The sequence below is a fragment of the Pelosinus fermentans JBW45 genome (genome assembly GCF_000271665.2).
Lineage (GTDB): Bacteria > Bacillota > Negativicutes > DSM-13327 > DSM-13327 > Pelosinus > Pelosinus baikalensis.
In genome coordinates this window covers 538,766-561,668 of the sequence record NZ_CP010978.1, presented here as the reverse complement: position 1 = coordinate 561,668, position 22,903 = coordinate 538,766, and the positions used below count along the sequence as shown (strand labels likewise).

At 40.2% G+C, this 22,903-nt stretch carries 13 protein-coding genes; all 13 read right to left on the bottom strand.

Features of this window, described 5'->3' with window-relative positions; genetic code table 11:
* Nucleotides 1-78 precede the first annotated feature (78 nt).
* On the bottom strand, nt 79-2,943 hold the full coding sequence (locus JBW_RS02165) for an FAD-binding and (Fe-S)-binding domain-containing protein (protein WP_007958629.1): 2,865 nt from the start codon (nt 2,941-2,943) through the stop codon (nt 79-81).
* A gap of 145 nt (nt 2,944-3,088) precedes the next feature.
* Entirely contained in the window at nt 3,089-4,093 is a 1,005-nt protein-coding gene (gene cydB / locus JBW_RS02160) for a cytochrome d ubiquinol oxidase subunit II (RefSeq protein ID WP_007958627.1), read from the bottom strand.
* Entirely contained in the window at nt 4,084-5,472 is a 1,389-nt protein-coding gene (locus JBW_RS02155) for a cytochrome ubiquinol oxidase subunit I (protein ID WP_007958624.1), read from the bottom strand. Before JBW_RS02155 ends, cydB begins: the two co-directional genes overlap by 10 nt.
* 9 nt (nt 5,473-5,481) lie before the next feature.
* Nucleotides 5,482-5,910 (bottom strand): RrF2 family transcriptional regulator, encoded by a 429-nt coding sequence (locus tag JBW_RS02150; RefSeq protein WP_235334123.1) that lies wholly within the window; start codon nt 5,908-5,910, stop codon nt 5,482-5,484.
* A gap of 119 nt (nt 5,911-6,029) precedes the next feature.
* A complete protein-coding gene (locus tag JBW_RS02145; RefSeq protein WP_007958621.1) occupies nt 6,030-9,491 on the bottom strand; it encodes a bifunctional glycogen debranching protein GlgX/4-alpha-glucanotransferase in 3,462 nt (1,153 codons plus the stop codon).
* Between the two features lie 90 nt (nt 9,492-9,581).
* Entirely contained in the window at nt 9,582-11,048 is a 1,467-nt protein-coding gene (glgA, locus tag JBW_RS02140; RefSeq protein ID WP_007958618.1) for a glycogen synthase GlgA, read from the bottom strand.
* Nucleotides 11,049-11,050: 2 nt separating this feature from the next.
* The gene (gene glgD, locus JBW_RS02135) at nt 11,051-12,169 is read right to left on the bottom strand and encodes a glucose-1-phosphate adenylyltransferase subunit GlgD (RefSeq protein WP_007958616.1); all 1,119 of its coding nucleotides are present in this window, start codon (nt 12,167-12,169) and stop codon (nt 11,051-11,053) included.
* 3 nt (nt 12,170-12,172) lie between these two features.
* The gene (locus JBW_RS02130; RefSeq protein ID WP_007958614.1) at nt 12,173-13,384 is read right to left on the bottom strand and encodes a glucose-1-phosphate adenylyltransferase; all 1,212 of its coding nucleotides are present in this window, start codon (nt 13,382-13,384) and stop codon (nt 12,173-12,175) included.
* Between the two features lie 82 nt (nt 13,385-13,466).
* A complete protein-coding gene (gene glgB, locus JBW_RS02125; RefSeq protein ID WP_007958612.1) occupies nt 13,467-15,365 on the bottom strand; it encodes a 1,4-alpha-glucan branching protein GlgB in 1,899 nt (632 codons plus the stop codon).
* Nucleotides 15,366-15,394: 29 nt separating this feature from the next.
* Nucleotides 15,395-17,830, bottom strand: coding sequence for a glycogen/starch/alpha-glucan phosphorylase (locus JBW_RS02120; protein WP_007958609.1), 2,436 nt, complete (start codon nt 17,828-17,830; stop codon nt 15,395-15,397).
* A gap of 254 nt (nt 17,831-18,084) precedes the next feature.
* Nucleotides 18,085-20,514 carry a glycogen/starch/alpha-glucan phosphorylase gene (locus tag JBW_RS02115; RefSeq protein ID WP_007958607.1) on the bottom strand — a complete coding sequence of 810 codons (2,430 nt, stop codon included), beginning with the start codon at nt 20,512-20,514 and terminating at the stop codon, nt 18,085-18,087.
* 65 nt (nt 20,515-20,579) lie between these two features.
* Nucleotides 20,580-21,701, bottom strand: coding sequence for a glucose-1-phosphate adenylyltransferase subunit GlgD (glgD, locus tag JBW_RS02110; protein WP_007958605.1), 1,122 nt, complete (start codon nt 21,699-21,701; stop codon nt 20,580-20,582).
* A gap of 1 nt (nt 21,702) precedes the next feature.
* Nucleotides 21,703-22,890: a glucose-1-phosphate adenylyltransferase gene (locus JBW_RS02105; protein ID WP_036681593.1), complete on the bottom strand. Its 1,188-nt coding sequence runs from the start codon at nt 22,888-22,890 to the stop codon at nt 21,703-21,705.
* Between the last annotated feature and the right edge of the window lie 13 nt (nt 22,891-22,903).

Below are 22,903 nucleotides of genomic sequence, written 5' to 3'. Positions count from 1 at the left end.
TAACAAAAGTTATGCTTCCTACTGTTTAATAGGAAGCATAACTTTTTGAAACTCCATATTATTGTACTGACGTACTTGTTATTTTGCTACTGTACAACGATCAACCAAGAATACCATGGATTGATAGCTAAGACCGCTGCGATGAGCTAGGCCCATTTCGCAAGTACGGCTATTGGAATAGCCAGAAGTACAATCCGCAGGTAAGCTGTCTTTGAGTTCAGCTAGAGCAGATTCATTTAATTCTGGTACTTCAAAGCCCTTATCACCAGCAAATCCACAACATCTAACCCTCTCTGGCATGACCACCTTCGTCGCACAAGCTTCTGCTAATTTCTTAAACTTCTCTTTCAGCCCTAATTTAGTTGAACTACAAGTTACGTGTACAGCAATGGTTTCCGGCTGTTGTTTGAATTCCAGCAAGTCAAACAGGTAATCGTGGATAAATTCTACGGGTTCATACATTTTCAGCTTCTTGTCCATTACTTTTCGCATACGATAAATACAAGGACTTGTATCACAAACAATAGGATACTCTCCATTGTTGCTCACAACTAATAATTCTTTTTCCAATTCACTGCTCATCTTATCAGCCGACTCAAATAGCCCTTTACTTTCAAAAGGCATACCGCAGCACAGCTTATCCATCTCGCGAGGGAAAATGACTTCATAGCCGGCTTTTTCCATCAATTGAATCATCACTTGACTAAGCTGACGTTTATCCCGATCCCCAGGAGCAGCGCCCCCCATAGTACGACTCACACAACTTGGAAAATATACCACTTTACGCCCAGCCACACCTTTTTGGGAACGGGATGGATCAGGAGTCTGACCAGGTCCTGCCATCCAAGGATTCCATAAAGGCACTTTATGACCGCTGATGGAATGAAGTCCACCAGCAATACCGCCCATTAAAGAAGTACCGAGTACGGAGTGTGCTATTTTAGCACTAGATAGTCCCAAACGTGCCATAGTTGTTACACCGGCAAAATTCTTAGTAATGAAACGTCCAATGGATTTTCCGTTATCTCCCATTAATTGGGCCCGATAATGCTTCGTATGCTCTCCTGTATTAATGCCCACAGGACAGGTGGTAGAGCACAATCCGTCTGTAGCACAGGTTTCATCACCAAAATAGGCATAATCTTCTTCTAAGCGACGCAGCCGTTCTGGGTCTTCACCAGTTTGGCGCAATCTGGCAATTTCACGCTGCACCACAATACGCTGTCTAGGTGTAGCTGTAAGGTTCTTAGAAGGACAATTAATTTCACAAAAACCGCATTCAATGCATTTATCAATGATCTCATGAGCCTGAGCCATGGGCTTCAAGTTCTGAATGTAAAGCAATTGATTGTCCGTAATGATGACATCTGGATTTAAGGTACTATCAGCATCAAATACCTTTTTCAATTTGCGCATATAACTATAAGCCGTTTTGCCCCATTCCATTTCCACAAATGGTGCCATGTTACGGCCTGTACCATGCTCTGCCTTTAGCGATCCGCCATACTCATTGACTACCATATCGCAAACATCTTTGATTAAGGATTGATAGCGTTCAATTTCTTCTTGATTTTTAAAGGTTTGTGTTACAACAAAATGCACATTGCCATCTAAAGCATGTCCATAAATGATGCCGTCATCATAGTTATATTTATTCATAATATTACGCAGTTCTAGCACAGCTTCAGCCATTCTTTCTTTCGGGAAAGCCACATCCTCAATAATAACAGAAGTGCCCGGTCTCCTCATACCGCCAACGGCAGGGAAAATCCCTTTACGAATATGCCATAAAACTTCATACTCTGCTTTAACATCCGTAAAAGTAATTGGCAATACAGTAGGAAGATGCGCTAAGCGTGCTTTTACATCTTCAATTAACTGATTTAAGGCAGCCTTATCTCCTGCCCGTACTTCCACCAATAAAGAAGCTGCATCCGGTGATAATGTTTTTAAATAATCTGGCATTCCTGGTTCATCCTCTACAGAACGAAGGGATGCACGATCCATCAGTTCAGCAGCAGCGACCAGCTCACGGTCAAGTTCCATTACTGCCAGACAGGTGGTATTCATATCAGGGAAAATCATTAATGCAGAAGCTTTATGCTCATGTTCAATGACCGTTTTATAGGTTATTTCAGTAATAAAACCCAGTGTCCCTTCTGAGCCGATCATTAAATGATTAATAATATCAAAAGGGTCTGAATAGTCGACAAAAGAGTTCAGGCCATATCCAGTGGTATTTTTAATTTTATATTTACGCTTAATAAGCTGTGTTAGCTCTGCGTCTGCATTAATTTCATCACGGATTTTTTCAAGTTCCTCTATAATGGAAGGATTATTTTTTTTAAATTCTTCTCGTGAAGCTGCGCTTGCCGTATCCAGCACTGAACCATCTGCAAAAATAAGTTTCATGCTCTCAACTGTCTTATAGCTATTATCAGCCGTACCACAGCACATGCCACTGGCATTATTGGCTGCAATGCCACCAATCATAGCATTGTTAATCGTTGCGGGATCCGGTCCAATTTTTCGGGAATAGGATTTTAAATATGCATTGGCTTCAGAACCAATAATCCCTGGCTCTAGGGCAATGGATTCACCATCAGAACTAATGGAGTAATTATGCCACCCTTCTGTAGCAACTAAAAGCACAGAATCCGTAATGGACTGTCCAGATAAACTTGTCCCTGCTGCACGAAAAGTCACAGGAATTTTCACCTTATTGGCCTTTCTTAAAATATTGGACATTTCTTCTGCATTTTTTATCTTAATTACGATTTTTGGAAGCATGCTGTAAAAACTAGCGTCAGCACCATATGCTAATGTGCGAATCGGGTCAACAAAAACTCGTTCCCTAGGGATAAATTTTATAACATCATGATAAAAATCCCTATAATTATCGGGAAGTTTTGCAATATCACTCTCTACAATTTTCATTACCATACCATCGCCCCCTTTTTAAAATGAAACAAAGATTCCTATTATCACTATACCATAAGTCTACAAAATATACACAATATTTTAACAAAGAAGAAGCTTGATTTAAATTAATGAATAAGGGCAGCTTGCCAGCTGCCCTTATTCATGATTAATATTCTAACTCTTTCGCCGTAACCCGTTTACGAAATACCCAATAGGTCCACCCCTGATAAGCCAATACAATCGGCACTAAGGCCAGGGCTGCAAAGGACATAATCTTTAAAGTATACGCACTAGAAGCGGCATTATAAATGGTTAAACTCCACATTGGATCTAAACTGGACACCATAATACGGGGAAATAAACCGCTAAAGAAGGCTATCGTCGTAAAAGCAATCGCCAATCCACTCATGGCAAAAGCCCAACCAAATCTTTTTAACCAAAGCAGAACGTAACCGGCGACAAAGACTACTACTGCCCCCCATAAGGCACTGCTGGCTAATCCACTTTTAAATAAATCCGTATTTGTGTAAGTTAAACCTACAAGACTCAAAAAAACCAAAGCTGCAAGCAATCCAATTTTCACCGCTGCTTTACGGGATCGTTCAATGAGTTCTCCCTCCACCCGAAGAGTCAGAAACAATGCTCCATGGAATAAAAATACTAATAAAAAGGCAATCCCGCCTACTAAGGTATAAGGACTCAATAAATCAAAGAATGTTCCAGCATACTGCATCTTCCCATTAATGGGTATCCCCTGAATCAAATTCGTAACGGCGACACCCCAAAGCAGTGCTGGTAGAGTACTCCCAATAAAGATCATCCAATCCCACGTACTGCGCCACGCAGAGCTTTCATCCTTACTGCGAAACTCAATGGCTACACCCCGCAGAATCAACGCTACCAACATCAAAAACAACGCCATGTAAAATCCGCTAAACATAGTAGCATAAACATGAGGAAAGGCTGCAAATAAGGCTCCGCCTGCAGTAATCATCCATACTTCATTGCCATCCCAAAATGGACCTATGGTATTAATTACAATTCGTCGTTCTACATCATTTTTCCCAATGAAGGGCAAGAGCATACCCACACCATAATCAAAACCTTCCAGGAAAAAAAAGCCGGTAAATAGGACTCCTACTAAGATAAACCACAAGACATTTAGTTCCATAATGTCGCCTCCTTCGTCTTCGTCAGCACACTTAGAACGGGTTTTTCATCTATGGGTCCAATTAAGATAAATTTACGTACTAAGTAAACAGCCGCTGCCGCTAATACTCCATACAGTACCGTAAAACCAATCATCGAGATCCAGATTTCTGTACTGGTTACATTAGTGGACACGCCCTCACTTACTTTTTGCAAACCTACCACAATCCAAGGTTGCCTTCCACCTTCTGTTAGAATCCAGCCTGTCGAGTTTGCAATATAAGGAAAAGGCAAGCTCCACAATAGCAACTTGAGAATAAAAGGATTCTCTTCCAACCGTTTCTTATAGAAGAAGAACGCACCTAATGCTGCCACGAGCATCATCCACAATCCAGATAGTACCATGATGCGAAATGTCCAGAAGGATTGTGCAATATTAGGCGTGTAGTTACCCGGTCCATATTTTTTCTCCGCAGCTGCCTGCAATTCGTTAATCCCTTTGATTTCTCCTGAAAACTTATCATAAGCTAGAAAAGATAATGCACCTGGGATACCGATCTCAAAAGAATTCTTTTTGTTTTTCTCATCCACCACTACTGCAATTGCAAAAGGTGCCGGATCAGCAGATTCCCACAATGCCTCCATGGCTGCCATCTTCATAGGCTGTTTTGTAGCGAGAAATTGAGCTTGTAAATGTCCTGTACCCATTACTAACAATGTGCTTACCAACATGCATGCCAAACCAATTTTAATGGAAGGTTTAAACACAGGCAAATGACGTTTTTCTAATAAATAATAAGCACTAATAGCTGTTACAAATACACCAGCAGTTACTAAGCCTCCTAAAACCGTGTGTGGGAATTGTCCCCATACATATGGATTGGTAATTACCTGTATAAAATCAGTCATTTCTGCCCGTCCATTGCGAAGTGCGTACCCCACTGGAGACTGCATAAAGGAATTGGCTACCAAAATCCAAAAAGCCGATAAATTAGTGCCAAAGGCAACTAGCCACATACAAGTTACATGCATCTTTTTAGATAATCGATCCCAGCCAAAGATCCATAACCCTAAAAAAGTCGATTCCAGGAAAAACGCTGATAAGGCTTCTAAAGCTAAAGGCGCACCAAAAATATCTCCCATAAAACGAGAATACTCAGCCCAATTCATACCAAAATGAAATTCCTGAACAATTCCAGTTACCACACCCATAATAAAATTAACTAAAAACAATTTACCCCAAAATTTAGTCATTGTTTTATAGGTTTCATTACCTGTTCTGACATACATGGTTTCCATCACGGCCACCAATACGGATAATCCTAATGTCAACGGCACAAATAAAAAGTGGTACACTGTCGTAATGGCAAATTGCCATCGTGCCAAAAGCAGTTCTTCCATATTCTTCGCCTACCTCTCCTCTTTATATTTTCCCACCAAACCAGCAAAATTGACTTCACTTAAAGCCTTTGTAAAATTTGCTTGAATCACAGCTAGTGAAGTATGTACGGGGCATTTTGCATTGCACCCCTTCGTGCAGGCAGACTCTTCTTTTAAGCATCGTTGCAAATCCAAAGGTCCCTCCATTACTTCAATTACATCTAAAAGGCTGATCTTTTCAGCCGACGTTGCCAAAACAAAGCCTCCGTCCACTCCTCGATAGGATTTTACCAATTCTCCTTTTACTAAAGAACGCATAATCTTTTGTAAAAATCCAATTGGTATATTCTGCTCTTCAGCGATTGCCTGGCTATTGGCTAATTCTCCTTCAGGCAGTTCTGCTAAATGTATAATAACGCGAAAAGCATAGTCCGTGGCTTGGTTAAACTGCACGTACATACCTCCTTTTATAATTAATACTATACCGGTTCGGTATTAATTTAATTCTACTATTGAACCTCCTTCTCGTCAATAGTTTTTACATTTTTCCCCCTCTATATAATCTTTTTTTTCAATGATTACCTTGCATATTTTTCTGTGAGTGCAGCCAGATCTTTGCTGATATCATTGGTCAGCAGCTTCTTATCCAGCCGCCATGCCCAATTTGTACCACTTACCGTACCAGGAAGATTCATTCTGGCTATACCGGACAACCCTAAAATATCTTGCATGGGAACAATGGCAGTATCCGCATTAGTGCTATATAAAAATTCTATAAATCTCCAATAAGGCGCAATCCTCTCTTCCTCAGACAGACCAATTTCCTGCTGTATACATGTTGCTAATGTCAGGTCTTCTGTCAGCAGTTTTTCATACCAGCTGCTGGTTGTGTCATTGTCATGGGTTCCTGTATATACAACCGTATTTTTTTCACAAGTAAAAGGTATGCATTTCCCCTGTTCATCATAACAAAAAGAAAACTGCAGCACCTTAATTCCTGGGAAAGAAAGTTCATATTTTAAATCTTCCACTTCGTGCGTAATAATCCCCAAATCTTCTACAATAATAGGCAATGGACCTAAATGCTTTTGCAAAATACGAAAGAATCTCTCCCCCGGTCCCTTTACCCATTGCCCCTGCTCTGCAGTTTCTGCTATAGCGGGAATTTCCCAAAAGGATTCAAAACCGCGAAAATGATCTACACGGACGATGTCAACTAAGGAAAATAAGACTTGCAGCCGTTCTCTCCACCAGCGGTAGTCATCTTTGGCCATTTCTTCCCAGAGATAATGGGGATTACCCCATAATTGACCCGTCTTACTAAAATAATCGGGTGGAACCCCGGCCACTGTTTGTGCCTTGCCATTTTCATCTAAATCAAACAGCTGCTGATTTGCCCAGACATCACAACTATCGTGGGCCACAAAAATAGGTATATCACCAATAATATTGACCTGCTGCTGGTTCGCATACCTCTTTACTTCCTCCCATTGGCTAAAGAAGATAAATTGCAAAAAAGTATAATAGTCAATATCATCCGCCAGTAATTCTTTATACTGCTTCAGCGCTGCCGGTTCCCGCAAAGCAACTTCTCTAGACCACAGGTGCCATGGCTGCCCCTTAAAATAGGTTTTTAGCGCCATAAACAAAGCATATTCCGATAGCCAGCCATGATGTGCCGTACAAAACCGCTCATAATCCTGCGATATACTTTTCTTCCTAAATTTCCCAAAAGCTTTGTATAATAAGGATTCCTTATATTCTTTTACTTGAGAAAATGCAACTTGCTCATCCTGAAAGTCGGGGGCCTGTCCTAGATCTTGTGCATTCAACAGCCCTAAACTCACTAATTTATCTAAGGATATCAACAGAGAATTGCCCGCAAAGGCGGAAGGGCACTGATAGGGGGAATGACTATCCCCAACTGGATTTAACGGAAGTACCTGCCACAATTTTTGTTTGCTCTTATGTAAAAAATCAATAAATTCGTACGCTTCTTTTCCCAAATCCCCAATACCATATTTAGAAGGCAATGAAGTCGGATGCAAGAGTATTCCTGCTCGGCGCGGGAAAAAACTTTTTTCCGCTTGTAAGAGAACCTTACCTTCCAAAGGCTGTAAGCATACCGTCAACATTCCTTTTACAATCCGTATTTCCTGGTTATTATTTAGTATATCTACCATGACACCATGGCACCACTTGCGAATAGGAAGTTCCACGGTTATGGATTGATCTACACTCGAATTTAATAATATCACTGCCGTATTATCCTGAGCTGATTGACTAAAAACATTCTTGCCGTTACTAATTTTACGAATATACCCATATACCTGCTCATGAGCAGGCAGGGAAATCCATTCTCCTGTTTTGAAAATATCGTAACGATTGTGCACTGCAATCACTTGTTTATACCAAGCCAGCATTTCCTGATCTTCTTGACCCCATGGATACGTACTGCGATTGAAAGGGTCCTTGTAACCTTCTACACCAGCCTCATCCCCATAATAAATGCAGGGAACACCGGGAAAGGTCATTTGCCATAAAACCAATATCTTCAATCTAGCAATTCCTAATTGACGTTTATCAGCAGGCAGACGATATACGGCCTGCTGAGCAACAGTTAGACTGTCTGGAGAGGGGGCCTCTCCCAATAAGGTTAGTACCCTCGCTACATCATGACTGCCAATTAAATTCATCATCGCATAAAAGTTTTGACGAGGATAATTTTCTGCCAGACTCATAAATCGTCGATGAACAGCAGGAGCACCAATCGCGCCAAGAATAAAATCCAGTACAATTCCGCGGAAAGGATAATTCATGACCGAATCCAATTCATCCCCCTGTAGATACTTTCTAAGTTTTCCGTAGCTCTCTTTATTAGAAGCATCTTCCCAGACCTCACCAATGAGTACGCTGTCTGGGTCCGTATTTTTCATGGTTTTATAGATCTTTTTTATAAATTCATCCGGCAGCTCATCCGCCACATCAAGACGCCAACCTTTAGCTCCCAGCTGCAGCCACTTTCTAATCACACTATTCTTTCCTTCAATTATATAATCAATATAAGAAGGTTCATTCTCTTCCACATTGGGCATTGTGTCAATCCCCCACCAAGCCTCATAAGAGTGGGGATACTCTTTAAAGCGATACCAATTATAATAAGGAGACTCTTTGGATTGATAAGCACCCACCGCAGGATAATTTCCTTCCCGATTGAAATAAATGCTGTCACTGCCCGTATGACTAAAAACACCATCTAAAATTACAGCAATACCATATTCTTTTGCTTTATCGCATAATGCCGTGAAAGTTTGGTTGTTACCAAGCATGGCATCTATGGTTTTATAGTCCCCGGTATCGTAGCGATGATTGCTAGGGGATGCAAAGATAGGGTTAAAGTAAATGACACTAATACCTAGTTCCTTCAAATAGGGCAGTTTTGCAATAACCCCCTGCAAATTTCCTCCAAAAAAGTCATAGGACACGATCCGTCCCGTATCTGCATCACGAATATAATAAGGATGATTATCCCAATGGGCGTGAATGACGCTTCCTTTGGGGGCCGCTAAGACCTGTCCTTCTGCTGTTTCCTTATAAAAGCGATCCGGAAAAATTTGATACATTACAGATCCTTTAAACCAGTCAGGGGTAACGGCTCCCTTCTTATATACAGTAATTTGATAACCGGGAGGTTCTGTCTCATATAATTGGCCGATTCCCCCTAGACGATCAGGCTGATTTCCATAATAATATACCGTATCCTCCAGCTGAATAATAAAATAATACCACATAATGCAAGGAGCTAAGGGAGCATTCAGCTGTACTTGATAGAGTAGCGCCTGTCCTGAATCCTCTAACCTCTTCATCGAGATTTTTTCTTCACCCCGATCCTCTCGCCATAAACGAAGTACAACACTTACAGGAGTAACAGAACTCTGTATTTTCAAATGAAGAAGAAGAGGTTGATTACAACAAACAGCCCCAAAGGGGCTGCGAAAAAACTCCAATTGTGAATCATGAAGAATTAATTCTTGCTTCATATTATATCCCTCACTCGTTAGAAAATACGTACTGATAAGATCATCAGAACTGTTCTCTGCCTTCTCTCTCGTAAAGCTATATCTCTACCATCACGCCTGTTTTATTAATTTTTGATACATTTCCTTGTATTGTTTAGCTGATTTTTGCCAACTATAATCGCTTTGCATTGCATTTTTCACTATTTTATTCCAGCATTCCTTATCTTGGAATGTTCTTAGTGCCCAATTGATTGTATCTGCCATTTCATGAGCATTATAGTTTACAAAAGTAAAACCATTTCCTTCGCAGATCTCTTGATTATACGACCGAACTGTATCCCGCAGACCACCAATTTCCCTCACAATTGGCAAGCAGCCATAACGCATTGCGATTAGTTGACCAATACCGCAAGGTTCGTATAAGGAAGGCATCAGGAACATATCAGCGCCAGCATAAATTTGATGAGCTAAATCTTCATCAAACATGATATTGGCAGATACTTTACCAGGATACTGCCAGGCCATGTACTTAAAGAAATTCTCATACCTCGCTTCGCCAGTCCCTAAAACCACTAATTGAATATCATAGGTATCCTTTCCAGCAATTGCGGCCTGTTTCACCAGATCCTGAAACATTCTTTCGACTAAATCCAATCCCTTGGCACTCACTAAGCGAGAAACGATAGCAATGACCGGTACATCTTCCCTGACAGGTAAGCCCAAGCGAGCTTGTAGTTCAAGCTTATTTTGCTTTTTCTTCTCTAAGGTATTCACATCATAAGTACTGGAAATCAGCTTATCCGTCGCTGGATTATATACAGCATAATCAATGCCATTTACAATGCCCACTAAACGATTTTGACGCTTCCGTAAGAATCCATCTAGTTCTTCACCAAAATAAGGATCTTGGATTTCCTTGGCATATGTTCTGCTGACAGTAGAAATCATATCTGCATATGCCAAACCGCCCTTCATGAAGTTAACAGCTTTGTGGAATTCCACACCTTCAGGAGTGAAATATGTCCAGTCTAGACTCAAAATATCATGTAATATGTCTTGGGAAAATACACCCTGATATTTTAAATTGTGAATGGTAAATAAGGTTTTGATTTTTTTATACTTCGGTCTCTCCCGATAATGAGCATCTAACAACACGCTAATCATTCCAGTATGCCAATCGTGACAATGAATGATGTCTGGCATAAAATCGATTTTGTCCAAAGCCTCTAATACCGCACGGCAAAAGAAACCAAAGCGTTCCGCATCATCCCCATAACCATAAAAGCCATGTCGTTTAAAATAATACTCATTATCCGCGAAATAGAAGGTTACACCTTCATAAACGAATTCTAAAATCCCGCAATATTGCTGCCGCCAGCCAACCTGCACAAAAAAGTGATTTTTAAACACCATTTGTGACTTAAAGCCCTCGGGTATATCTTGATAATTAGGCATAATAACCCTAGCATCCACACCTTGCTTAATCAGCTCTTTCGGTAATGAACCAATAACGTCTCCTAATCCACCTGTTTTTGCAAAAGGTACCGCTTCAGCGGCTGCGATTAATACTTTTGTCATAGTTAAATCACCCGTCCTTTCTTGATTACAAGGGGATAACTGTACTCACCCTTTAACTGCTTATTAGATGTAATATGAACATCCTTATCACAAATAACATTTTCGAGGATCACTCCTGGACCGATATTCCCTTTCTGCATAATAACACTATTTTTAATATATGCTCCCTTATGTACTTTTACGCCCCGAAATAAAATACTATTTTCGACTTTTCCTTCCACATAGCATCCACTGGCAATTAAAGAGTTCGTCACCTCCGTTTCATGCATATATTTTGCAGGTGCTTCATCCTTGACCTTTGTATAAATTAATCCCGATTTAAAGAATAGCTCCTTCCAAATGTGAGGATTGAGTAATTCCATGCTGTGTTGAAAGTAACTTTGCAGAGAACTAATCCGCGCTACATAACCTGGATGATGATATCCGTATACTTTTAACCTCTTAACATTCTTAATGATACAATGCTTTACAAAATCATAATCGCCACGGGCAATACACTGATTCACCAATTCAATCAACAGGTCTTTTTTCATAATAAACATGTCAATGGACATATTTTGATAACCGCCTGTATCTTTAAATTCACTGATAGTAAGAACCCGCCCCTCTGGGCCAAGTCCTAAAATATTAGATCTTACACAATCATGAGTTCCACAATTTGCTTTTGTATATAAAACAGTAATATCGGCCTGGGTATTTTTATGATATTCTAAGATCCCTCGATAATCCATATTGCTTACAATGTTGGCGCCAGCAATGATAACATACTTCTGACGGCTTTGATAAAGATAATCTAAATTGCTGTATAAGTTGTCTACATCGCCCCGATGAACCTGCATCGGAGTTCGGGTATAAGCCGGCGGCAAAACAAAGAGTCCGTCCCGTTTACGTGCTAAATCCCAATCCTTGCCGGAACGTAAATGATCTACCAAAGAACGATACTTATGTTGAATAAAGATTCCCACATTAGAAATTTCTGAATTCACCATATTGGACAGAACAAAATCAATTAAACGGTAGCGTCCAGCAAAGGGAATTGAGGCCAATGAACGAGAACGGCTTAATTCTCCTAAATGTTCTTCTGCTTCATTGAGGTTGATAATCCCCATTAAATCGATCATATCTTATTCCTCCCTTTTGCAAAGCGCATCTTCTGGTGGACTGCATGAAAGACTTGCCTCAATCGTAGTATGGGGTGGAATAATCATATCAATATCCAATACTACAATCTTCTGCTGCCCATCCAGCTTCTTAGCAGCTATTACTGTTCCTTGTTTCAGTACTGTTTTACGTCCAATAATCGCCTTGTCCGTCACAACATGATCTTCAATATGTGCACCAGACATAATAATTGAATTTTTCACCTTAGCACCTGGTCCGACATAAACATCTGGGAAAAGGATGGAATTTTCTACTTCACCTAAAATCAAACATCCCTCTGCAATAATCGAATTCGTGATTTTAGCCGTGGTAGAAGTATAATGAGGCGGCCGCGGAGAGTTCGAAGAATAAATACGCCACTTTGAATCATATAAATTCAGCTCGGGTCTCTCTCCCAACAAATCCATATTCGCCTGCCAATAACTTTCTACGGTTCCTACATCCTTCCAGTATCCTCTGAAAGAATAGGCCCTAAGGTTGCGTTTATCTGCCAGCATTTTAGGAATAATATCATGACCAAAGTCATGAGTTGAACTTTGATTAAGCTCGTCTTCGAACAAATATTTTTTTAAAACGGGCCAACTAAATATATAAATTCCCATAGATGCCAAATTACTTTTTGGTTCTGCAGGTTTTTCCTCAAAATCAATAATACGCTGTTCTTTGTCTGTGTTCATAATTCCAAACCGGCTGGCTTCATCAAAAGGAACTTCAATAACCGCAATGGTAGCATCGGCCTGCTGCTTTTGATGAAATTCCAGCATCAATGAGTAGTCCATTTTATAAATATGATCTCCTGATAATATGAGTACGGTTTCCGGATTAAACCGATCAATAAAATTGCTGTTCTGACAAATCGCATCTGCCGTACCTTTATACCATTCTCCCCCCTGCTCTTTTACATAAGGAGGAAGTACAAACACACCGCCGTTCATTCGATCCAAATCCCAAGCACTGCCAATACCGATATAACTATTTAAGGCCAAGGGCTTGTACTGGGTAAGCACACCAACCGTGTCAATTCCTGAGTTATTACAATTGCTTAAGGGAAAATCAATAATACGGTACTTACCGCCAAAGGGAACTGCCGGTTTGGCTAACTTCTGTGTCAAAATACCAAGACGACTTCCTTGTCCACCTGCCAATAACATAGCTACACATGCTTTTTTGTGCATAATAACGCCCCCTACTATTAAAAGTCTTTCACAACTTCTATTCCAACACCTTTATGTTTATTTCTAGGACGCTACCTTCCGCTCATTTCTTAGTCTTTTTTAGATAGATAGTAGCCAAGGGCGGAAGGGTGATCACCAAGGAGTGAGAATGATTATGCCAAACCGTCTCTTCTGCTGCTAATACTCCTGTATTCTTTTGTCCCGATCCGCCGAACTCCTCCCAATCACTATTAAAGATTTCTAGGTAAGATCCTTCGGCAGGTACGCCGATTCGGTATGTCTGATGCACGTTAGGTGTAAAATTACACACCACAATTAACGTTTCCTCTGGACTAGCAGTCTTACGCATAAAACAAATCACGCTTTGCGTATAGTCACTGCAGTCGATCCATTCAAATCCTTGCCAATTGCCATCTACTACCCACAAAGATCTTTCCTTTTTATAAAAATGATTTAGCCTGCGGCAATACTCCTGCAGTTTTTCATGCATAGGGGATTCCACCAAGTGCCAATCCAGACTCTCATGATCCTGCCACTCAATGAATTGACCAAATTCACTGCCCATAAATAACAATTTCTTTCCCGGGTGAGCCATCCAATAGCCATAAAAAGCACGCAGATTGGCAAATTTCTGCCAATAGTCACCAGGCATTTTATTGAGCATTGATTTCTTTCCATGAACCACTTCATCGTGAGATAAAGGCAGAATGAAATTTTCTGAAAAAGCATACATAAACGAAAAGGTTAACAAATGATGATTCCATTTTCGATGAACTGGGTCGATTTCCATATATCGCAGCATATCATTCATCCAACCCATATTCCATTTGAAGTTAAAACCCAAGCCGCCGCTATAGGTCGGCCAAGATACCATGGGCCAAGAAGTTGACTCTTCTGCCATCATAAGCACATTAGGCCGCTGGGCAAACACAACTTCATTTAGTTTTCGCAAAAAAGCTGCCCCTTCTAGATTGCCATCACCCCCATATTGATTAGGTGTCCAATCCCCAGCTTCCCTGCCATAATTTAAATACAAAATATTAGAAACCGCATCAACCCGTATACCATCAATATGATAGACATCCAGCCAGAATACAGCATTGGAGATAAGAAAACTCAGGACTTCCGTACGTCCTAAATCGAAATTGGCAGTACCCCAGCCTTTATTCTCTGCCCGCTGGGCATCAGCATACTCGTATAATGCAGTACCATCAAACTGCCTAAGTCCATGATCATCTTTGCAAAAATGCCCTGGTACCCAGTCTACGATCACACCAATTTCATATTCATGACAGACATCAACCAAATACATAAAATCTTCTGGCGTACCGTAGCGACTGGTGATGGCATAATATCCCGTCGCTTGATAGCCCCAAGAACCATCAAAAGGGTGTTCGGCAACAGGCATGATCTCAATGTGCGAATAGCCCATAGAAGATGCATATTGTGGAAGAAGCTCTGCCAGCTCACGATATGTCAGCACAGTGTTGTCTACACCTCGCCGCCAAGATCCTAAATGCACCTCATAAATCAATAGAGGCTGCTGATTCACTGGTTTCGCCTTCCTTGACTGCCATTTTGTATCTTTCCATTGATAGCCGTTTAAATTGCAAACCACAGAAGCGGTTTCCGGTCGAAGCTGGGCATAGAAAGCATAAGGGTCCGCCTTTATAAGCGTCTGTCCGCCAGCAGTCTGTATTTCATATTTATAGATATCTCCTGCCATAAGACCCGGAATAAACAGCATCCATACACCTGATGCCCCTACGCGATTCATCTTATGACCCTTGCCCTGCCAGGCATTAAAATCTCCGACAACTCGTACTCCTTGTGCATTTGGTGCCCATACAGTAAAGCGCACACCTTGTTCACCATTCTCGGTGAGAACATGAGCTCCCAGTAACTGATAGCTTCGAAAGTTACTGCCTTCATGAAACAAATATAAATCCTCTTGGCTGATTGGTGAAATAGGAACTGCCATATAATACCTCCCCTATCACTATTCACAGACTATGGTTTGGTAATGACTACAGGTTTCGTGTGCCAAATATCGCGGGCATATTCACAAATGGTGCGGTCACTGGAGAAAATACCTGCTTGCGCAATGTTATGAATGCTCATTTCGATCCATTTATTTTTTTGTTTATAGCGTTTGTCTAATTCGACCTGCGCCTTTGCATAGGCATCAAAATCTCGTAAGACAAAAAATTCATCATTATCTGCAAGTAAGGAATTATACAAGGGTCTAAATTCTTCTCTCTGATAAGGCAAAAAGCCGTTAACCAATTGTTCTAAAACTGTCTTAATCCGTATATCACTGTTGTACACCTGCCAAGCATCATATCCGCCGTGATTATAGTAATCAAACACCTGTTGACTGGTCAGCCCGAAAATAAAGATATTATCATCGCCCACCGCATCATGGATTTCCACATTTGCTCCATCCAGCGTACCAATGGTTACCGCTCCATTCAGCATAAACTTCATATTACCTGTCCCTGAAGCTTCTTTACTAGCTGTTGATATTTGCTCACTTACATCGGCTGCTGGAAACAGCAGCTCTCCTAAGGAGACACTATAATTTTCTAAAAAGATGACTTTCAGCTTACCTTTAATATCCTTATCCTTATTAATTAACGAAGCCAGAACACTAATCAATTTAATCGTCTGTTTTGCAATATAGTAACCTGGTGCTGCTTTACCAGCGAAAATAAAGGTCCGAGGCGTAATGGCCAGAGAGGGGTTTTCCTTTAATCGATTATATAAATCCATAATATGAAAGACATTCAGTATTTGGCGTTTGTAAGAATGAATACGTTTAATATGAACATCAAAGATCGAACGAGCATCTACGGTAACACCTGTTTTTTCTTTAATATACTTCGCTAATATCTTCTTATTATCGTGTTTCACTTTCCGAACTTTTTCTTGTATGATCTTATCCGTGGCAAATCGCCCAAATTCCTCTAAATTCTGAGGGTCAGTGATCCAGCTTGGTCCAATACAATCAGTTATAATCCCGGCAAGCTCAGGATTGGCTTTTAACAGCCACCGCCGATGGGTAATGCCGTTTGTTTTATTATTAAACTTTTTGGGATAAAATTTATGGAAGTTTGACATAATATGTTCTTTTAATATGTCCGTATGTATTTGGGCAACACCATTTACACTATGACTGCCGACTACAGCAAGCCTGGCCATATGGACCATATTATCAGCAATCACTGCCATGCTTCGGATTCGCTCCCAGTCTCCGGGATAGGCATCCCATAAACTGCGGCACACACGCTCATTAATTTCATGTACAATCATATACATCCTTGGAAGCAGCGACTTAAACATCTCCACTGGCCATGTTTCTAAGGCTTCTGGCATAATGGTATGATTGGTATACGAAATGGTTTCCGTAGTAATCTTCCAAGCATCATCCCAAGATAATTCTTCCTGATCCATCAATAAACGCATCAGCTCAGGTACAGCGATGGCTGGATGGGTATCATTAATATGAACAGCTACTCTTTTCGGCAATTGCTTCATGGAGGTATACCTCTTCTTGTAGCGCCGAATGATACTCTGCAGTCCAGCAGAAACAAAGAAGTACTGCTGCTTTAAGCGCAAGAGACGTCCTTCATAAAAATTATCCTGCGGATATAATATTTTCGATATTAAACCAACGGAGGACCGATACTCCATTGCTTCTAAATATTCACCCCGATTAAAGGAAGTAAAATCAAAACCGTCATATAACGATTCTGCATTCCACAGCCGCAGCGTATTCACTGTATTATTATGATAACCAGCAAGGGGAACATCATAAGGTACTGCTAATACAGCCTCATAATTTTCATGAGTAAATACCCATCGCTCTCCTTGCTGGTTACTTTTAATGGTACCGCCAAATTTGACTTCTACCGCTTTATCCGCTTTTCGAAATTCCCAGGGATAACCATCCTGCAGCCAATTGTCGGGCAATTCCACTTGATTATGATCTACAATCTTTTGCTCAAATAAACCATAAGTATAGCGGATGCCGCAGCCATGTCCCGGTATTCCAACAGCTGCCATGGACTCCATAAAGCAGGCTGCTAAACGACCTAATCCACCATTCCCCAGACCTGGATCTGCTTCTTGTTTTTCCAGTTCGTTTAAGTCAATCCCTAGTTCTTCCAGGGCCTCTCGATAGATTTCCTTGACTCCTCCATTGACTAAGTGCATATCCAGTGCTTTTCCCAGTAAAAACTCCATGGAAAAGTAGTAAACCTGCTTTACACCCGTCTCACTATACTCTTTATTCGTCTCCATCCAATTCTTACTAATGCAATCACGAATAACTCGGCTTAGGGCCATATATTTATTATTAATAGACGCTTCCTCAATCCCTTTACCAAACATCGTTTGCAGATTGTTTACAAAAATGGCTTTGAATTCATCTTTATCCATTAACATGCAGCCTGTCCCCCTTATTCAAAATTACAATATTTATTTATATTTAACGGTATGGGATTATCTTGTTGTTTTGTAAAAAAATTATATGATTTCTCTTATCGTATTACTTGTCCATTTGTTCAGAAAATCCCTGCTTTTTTTGAATAAAAATTTTTGCATTTTTTTGTAAATTCATGCTGCATCATTACAATATTCCGCGAAATCATTATAAAACGAGAGCACACTTTACACACAAGTATACTCTCGCTGCTATTTTATCCTCTTATAGTTGACTTCCCCAGATGCCAAGTTTCTGCAGCATATTCCCGTATTGTTTTATCACTGGAAAACAAACCAGAATGAGCGATATTTTCCAGACACATAGACTGCCAATTCTGTCTCTGGCGAAACTTATCGTTTAACCGTTGATGAGCATCAGCATAAGCTGCAAAATCCTTTAAAACAAAGAATTCATCATTATTACGCAGTATATAATCATACAGGGGTCTAAATTCTTCTTTTTCATCAGGCAGATACCCATTTACCAGCTGCTCAATTACCTTTTTGACCCGCATATCTTCATTATAGACATCCCAAGCATTGTAGCCTCCATGCTTATAGTAATCAAGAGCTTGCTGAGCTGTGAGACCAAAAATAATAATATTTTCCGGGCCAACTGCTTCTTTGATCTCAATGTTAGCACCATCTAATGTTCCAATTGTAATAGCCCCATTCATCATAAACTTCATATTTCCGGTTCCAGAAGCTTCCTTGCTGGCAGTAGAAATTTGCTCACTCACATCGGCTGCAGGAAACAGCATTTCCCCTAAGGAGACACTATAATTCTCCATGAAAACTACTTTTAGTTTATCTTGTATTGTTTTGTCATGATTAATGACAGCTCCTAAGATATTAATTAATTTGACCGTTTGTTTGGCTATATAATAGCCTGGTGCCGCCTTTCCAGCAAAAATAAAAGTGCGCGGTACCATGTCTAATTGAGGGTTTGTTTTTAATTCATTATATAGATGCATAATATGCAATACATTTAATATTTGGCGTTTATAAGCATGAATCCGTTTGATTTGTATATCAAAGATAGAATGAAGATTCACAGATATCCCATAATGACTATAAATATGATCAACCAGCTTTATTTTATTCTTCAGCTTTATGGCCGCTAATTGTTCTTTAAAAGCAGTATCTTGGGAGTATTTACGCAGCAGCAGCAGTTCTTTTGGATCAGCAATCCAGTGGGTTCCAATTGCATTATTAATTAAATCCGTAAGTAGCGGATTGGCTTTTAATAACCAACGACGGTGAGTAATGCCGTTGGTTTTATTATGAAATTTAACAGGATCATATTGATAAAAATTATGCATCAGATATTGTTGCAAAATATCCGAATGCAGCTTCGCTACCCCATTAACACTATGGCTGCCTACTACCGCTAGACGTGCCATGTGTATTACACCATCGGCAATCACTGCCATATCTCGAATACGCCCCCACTGTCCAGGATATTTTGCCCAAAGTTCCTTACAGAATCGCTGGTTAATTTCTTCGATTATCATATAAATCCGAGGCAGCAAGTTCTGAAACATCTCCACGGGCCATGTTTCAAGAGCCTCAGGCAGCACAGTATGATTGGTATAGGATATGGTCTTAGTTGTAATCTGCCAAGCCTCATCCCAACCGAGATTCTCCTCATCAATTAGGATTCGCATCAATTCCGGAACAGCTAAGGCTGGATGCGTATCATTAATGTGTACGCCAATTTTATCAGGAAATAGTTTAATTCTATTATTAGCGGACTTAAATCTTTTTAGAATACTTTGTAATCCGGCTGAAACAAAAAAATATTCCTGTTTTAATCGCAGCAGACGCCCTTCGGGATGTGTGTCATCGGGATATAAATACTTAGAAATTCGCTCGACTGAGTTCTTATATTCTATCGCTTTTAAGAATTCATTCCGATTACGGAATGTAAAATAGCAATCGTTATGTGCTAATTCCGCGCTCCATAACCTAAGAGTATTGACCGTATTATTTTGGTATCCGATCATAGGAATATCATAAGGAACCGCTAATATCACTTCCGCATTTTCATGAAGATAATAGGTTCTGCCATCTGCTTTTACTACGCTTCTTACATGACCGCCAAAAGCAACTTCTACTGCTTTATCCGTTTTACGATATTCCCATATATAACCATCTTTTAACCAGTTATCCGGTAATTCCACTTGATAATTCTTTACTATTTTCTGCTCAAACAATCCATAGGTATATCGAATACCGCAGCCATGCCCCGGAAGTGATAAGGCTGCCATGGAATCCAGAAAACAAGCAGCAAGTCTCCCAAGCCCCCCATTGCCAAGTCCTGCATCCGGCTCTTCCTGCAATAATACAGATAGATCAATCCCCAGTTCTGCAAGTCCAGTGTGGCAAACCTCTTTCACTCCTAAATTGAGCAGGTTCATATCCAGCAATTTACCTAATAAAAATTCAATTGAAAAATAATAGATTTGTTTATCGCCGTTGGCCTTATATTGCTGATTGGTCTTTATCCAATTTGGACTGATATAATCCCGCAGCAGGCTCCCCAACGCTATATATTGATCGTGAATACTGGATTCTTCAAGACTTTTACCATGCAGGGCTTGTAACTTTTTGCTATAAGCTTCTTTAAATCCTTCTTTATCCATCAACAAAAAAAACCTCCTGAAAATGACTAATTCTGAAGGATAATCTTTTGCTCACTCCGCTGTACTTATACTATAGTTCCCTTTGACACTACCAAAGGATAGCTCTTCTCCCCTTTTAACCATTTCCCTCGAGTAATACAAACATTTTTATCACAGATTACATTTTCAATAATCGCATTTTCAGCTATTTCACATTTTTGCATAATAATACTATCCTTAATATATGCACCTTTATGTACCTTAACACCACGAAATAATATACTATTTTCCACTCGTCCCTCAATGATGCAACCATTGGCAATCATGGTATTAAAGACTCTGGCATTTTCCTTATACTTGACCGGGGCTTCATCCTTTACTTTGGTATACACAAGTCCTGATTTGAAAAATAATTCTTCCCACTTTTCCGGCCTTAGCAAATCCATATTATGACGATAATAATTTTTTATTGAATCAATCCTGGCCGCATACCCCTTATAAGAATAACCAAACATCTTTAGTTTATCTACATTTTTAATTAAAACATCCTTTACAAAATCCCAGCCGCCTCGTGCCTGGCAGTCTTTAATCAACTCTACCAATAATCTTTTTTCAATCAGATACATTTCCATGGAAACTTTACGGGATGCAGTTCTAGATGATTGGCTGCCCATGTCGCTAATTCGGCCGTCAGGCTGACAATCCAGGAAGGTATATTGGGAAAGTTCAAGTTCATCCTCTGCATCATATTCCTTATATAAGATTGTAATGTCTGCATTCATATCTTTATGAAACTTAAAAGCCTTACGATAATTTAAGTTGCAGACAATATGACTGCCAGTAATCAGCATATATTCTTGCCTGCTGCTTTCAATGTAGTCTAAATTATTATAAAAATTTTCCACACTTCCCCGGGATCCCCCTGATGAACAAGGATTAGGGCTAGGAGGTAAAATAAATAACCCATCTCTTTTTCGGGCTAGATCCCACTCCTTCCCCGAACGCAAATGATCCATTAATGCCCGGTATTTATCTTGCACCAAAATCCCTACATTCTGCATTCCTGAATTCACCATATTGGATAAAATAAAATCAATCAACCGATACCTGCCGCCAAAAGGAAGAGCCGCTAATGGCCTTCCCATAGTTAGCTCTTTTAAAACATCCTGACCAAGATTCAAATTAATAATTCCCATAACGTTTTGCATCTTATCCCACCTGTTTTTGTTTACTTATCATATGATTCTCTAGAATTTCAGCATCACTAGGTATGACGATGTTTTCCTCAATGACACATATACCTTCGTGATTGATTGAACCAATCAAAGCACCTTCTTCGATTAAGCTTTTTCGTCCGATAATCCCTCGGTAAATCTGCGCGTCTCTGCCAATGGTAACATAGGGCATAACAATAGAATCCTTAATTATGGCCCCTTCCTCAATATGTACACCGGGAAAAATTACAGAATGCTCCACCTCACCTAAAATTGAGCAGCCTTCACTCACCAAAGAACGAGTGACCTTTGCCGTAGCGCCAATATAATGAGGCGGCCTGGTAGGATTTACAGAATAAACCCGCCAATTAGGATTATATAAATCCAGCTCTGGCTCATCCGCCAATAAATCCATATTCGCTTCCCAAAAGCTTTCTACTGTGCCTACATCCTTCCAATACCCTTTAAAATAATATGAATATAAACGATGACCATCCATCAATAACTTAGGGATTATATCTTTGCCGAAATCATGGCTGGAAAGGGCATTCTTACGGTCGTCTTCCAAACTCTTTCTCAATAAACGCCAGTTAAAAATGTAAATTCCCATAGAAGCCAAATTACTCTTCGCTTCTTTAGGTTTTTCAACAAATTCTGTAATTCTGCCCTGTTCATCCGTATTCATAATGCCAAAGCGTGAGGTTTCATGCCAAGGTACTTCAATCACCGAAATAGTAGCTTCTGCTTTTTGTTTCTTATGATGATCCAGCATCAGTGAATAATCCATGTTGTAAATATGATCACCTGATAAGACCAATACATAATTGGGGTTGATCATATCAATAAAATTTAAATTTTGATAAATTGCATCCGCTGTTCCTTTATACCATTCTGCACCACCTTCCTGGGCATAAGGAGGCAAAACATACACCCCGCCATCTCTGCGATCCAAGTCCCATGGACTACCGATTCCGATATAGCTATGCAAAGCCAGAGGACGATACTGGGTCAAAACTCCCACCGTATCAATTCCAGAGTTGTGGCAATTGCTTAAAGGAAAATCAATAATACGATACTTACCGCCAAAGGGCACCGCAGGCTTTGCAATCTTACGTGTCAGGTTTCCCAGCCGGCTTCCCTGCCCACCTGCTAAAATCATAGCAATACATTCCTTTTTACGCATAACATAAATCCCC

What these genes read in the sequence shown, in the direction of transcription:
- JBW_RS02165 (WP_007958629.1), bottom strand. Translation starts at nt 2,943, where the DNA reads ATGGTAATGAAAATTGTAGAGAGTGATATTGCAAAACTTCCCGATAAT.
- cydB (WP_007958627.1), bottom strand. Translation starts at nt 4,093, where the DNA reads ATGGAACTAAATGTCTTGTGGTTTATCTTAGTAGGAGTCCTATTTACC.
- JBW_RS02155 (WP_007958624.1), bottom strand. Translation starts at nt 5,472, where the DNA reads ATGGAAGAACTGCTTTTGGCACGATGGCAATTTGCCATTACGACAGTG.
- JBW_RS02150 (WP_235334123.1), bottom strand. Translation starts at nt 5,910, where the DNA reads ATGTACGTGCAGTTTAACCAAGCCACGGACTATGCTTTTCGCGTTATT.
- JBW_RS02145 (WP_007958621.1), bottom strand. Translation starts at nt 9,491, where the DNA reads ATGAAGCAAGAATTAATTCTTCATGATTCACAATTGGAGTTTTTTCGC.
- glgA (WP_007958618.1), bottom strand. Translation starts at nt 11,048, where the DNA reads ATGACAAAAGTATTAATCGCAGCCGCTGAAGCGGTACCTTTTGCAAAA.
- glgD (WP_007958616.1), bottom strand. Translation starts at nt 12,169, where the DNA reads ATGATCGATTTAATGGGGATTATCAACCTCAATGAAGCAGAAGAACAT.
- JBW_RS02130 (WP_007958614.1), bottom strand. Translation starts at nt 13,384, where the DNA reads ATGCACAAAAAAGCATGTGTAGCTATGTTATTGGCAGGTGGACAAGGA.
- glgB (WP_007958612.1), bottom strand. Translation starts at nt 15,365, where the DNA reads ATGGCAGTTCCTATTTCACCAATCAGCCAAGAGGATTTATATTTGTTT.
- JBW_RS02120 (WP_007958609.1), bottom strand. Translation starts at nt 17,830, where the DNA reads ATGTTAATGGATAAAGATGAATTCAAAGCCATTTTTGTAAACAATCTG.
- JBW_RS02115 (WP_007958607.1), bottom strand. Translation starts at nt 20,514, where the DNA reads ATGGATAAAGAAGGATTTAAAGAAGCTTATAGCAAAAAGTTACAAGCC.
- glgD (WP_007958605.1), bottom strand. Translation starts at nt 21,701, where the DNA reads ATGCAAAACGTTATGGGAATTATTAATTTGAATCTTGGTCAGGATGTT.
- JBW_RS02105 (WP_036681593.1), bottom strand. Translation starts at nt 22,890, where the DNA reads ATGCGTAAAAAGGAATGTATTGCTATGATTTTAGCAGGTGGGCAGGGA.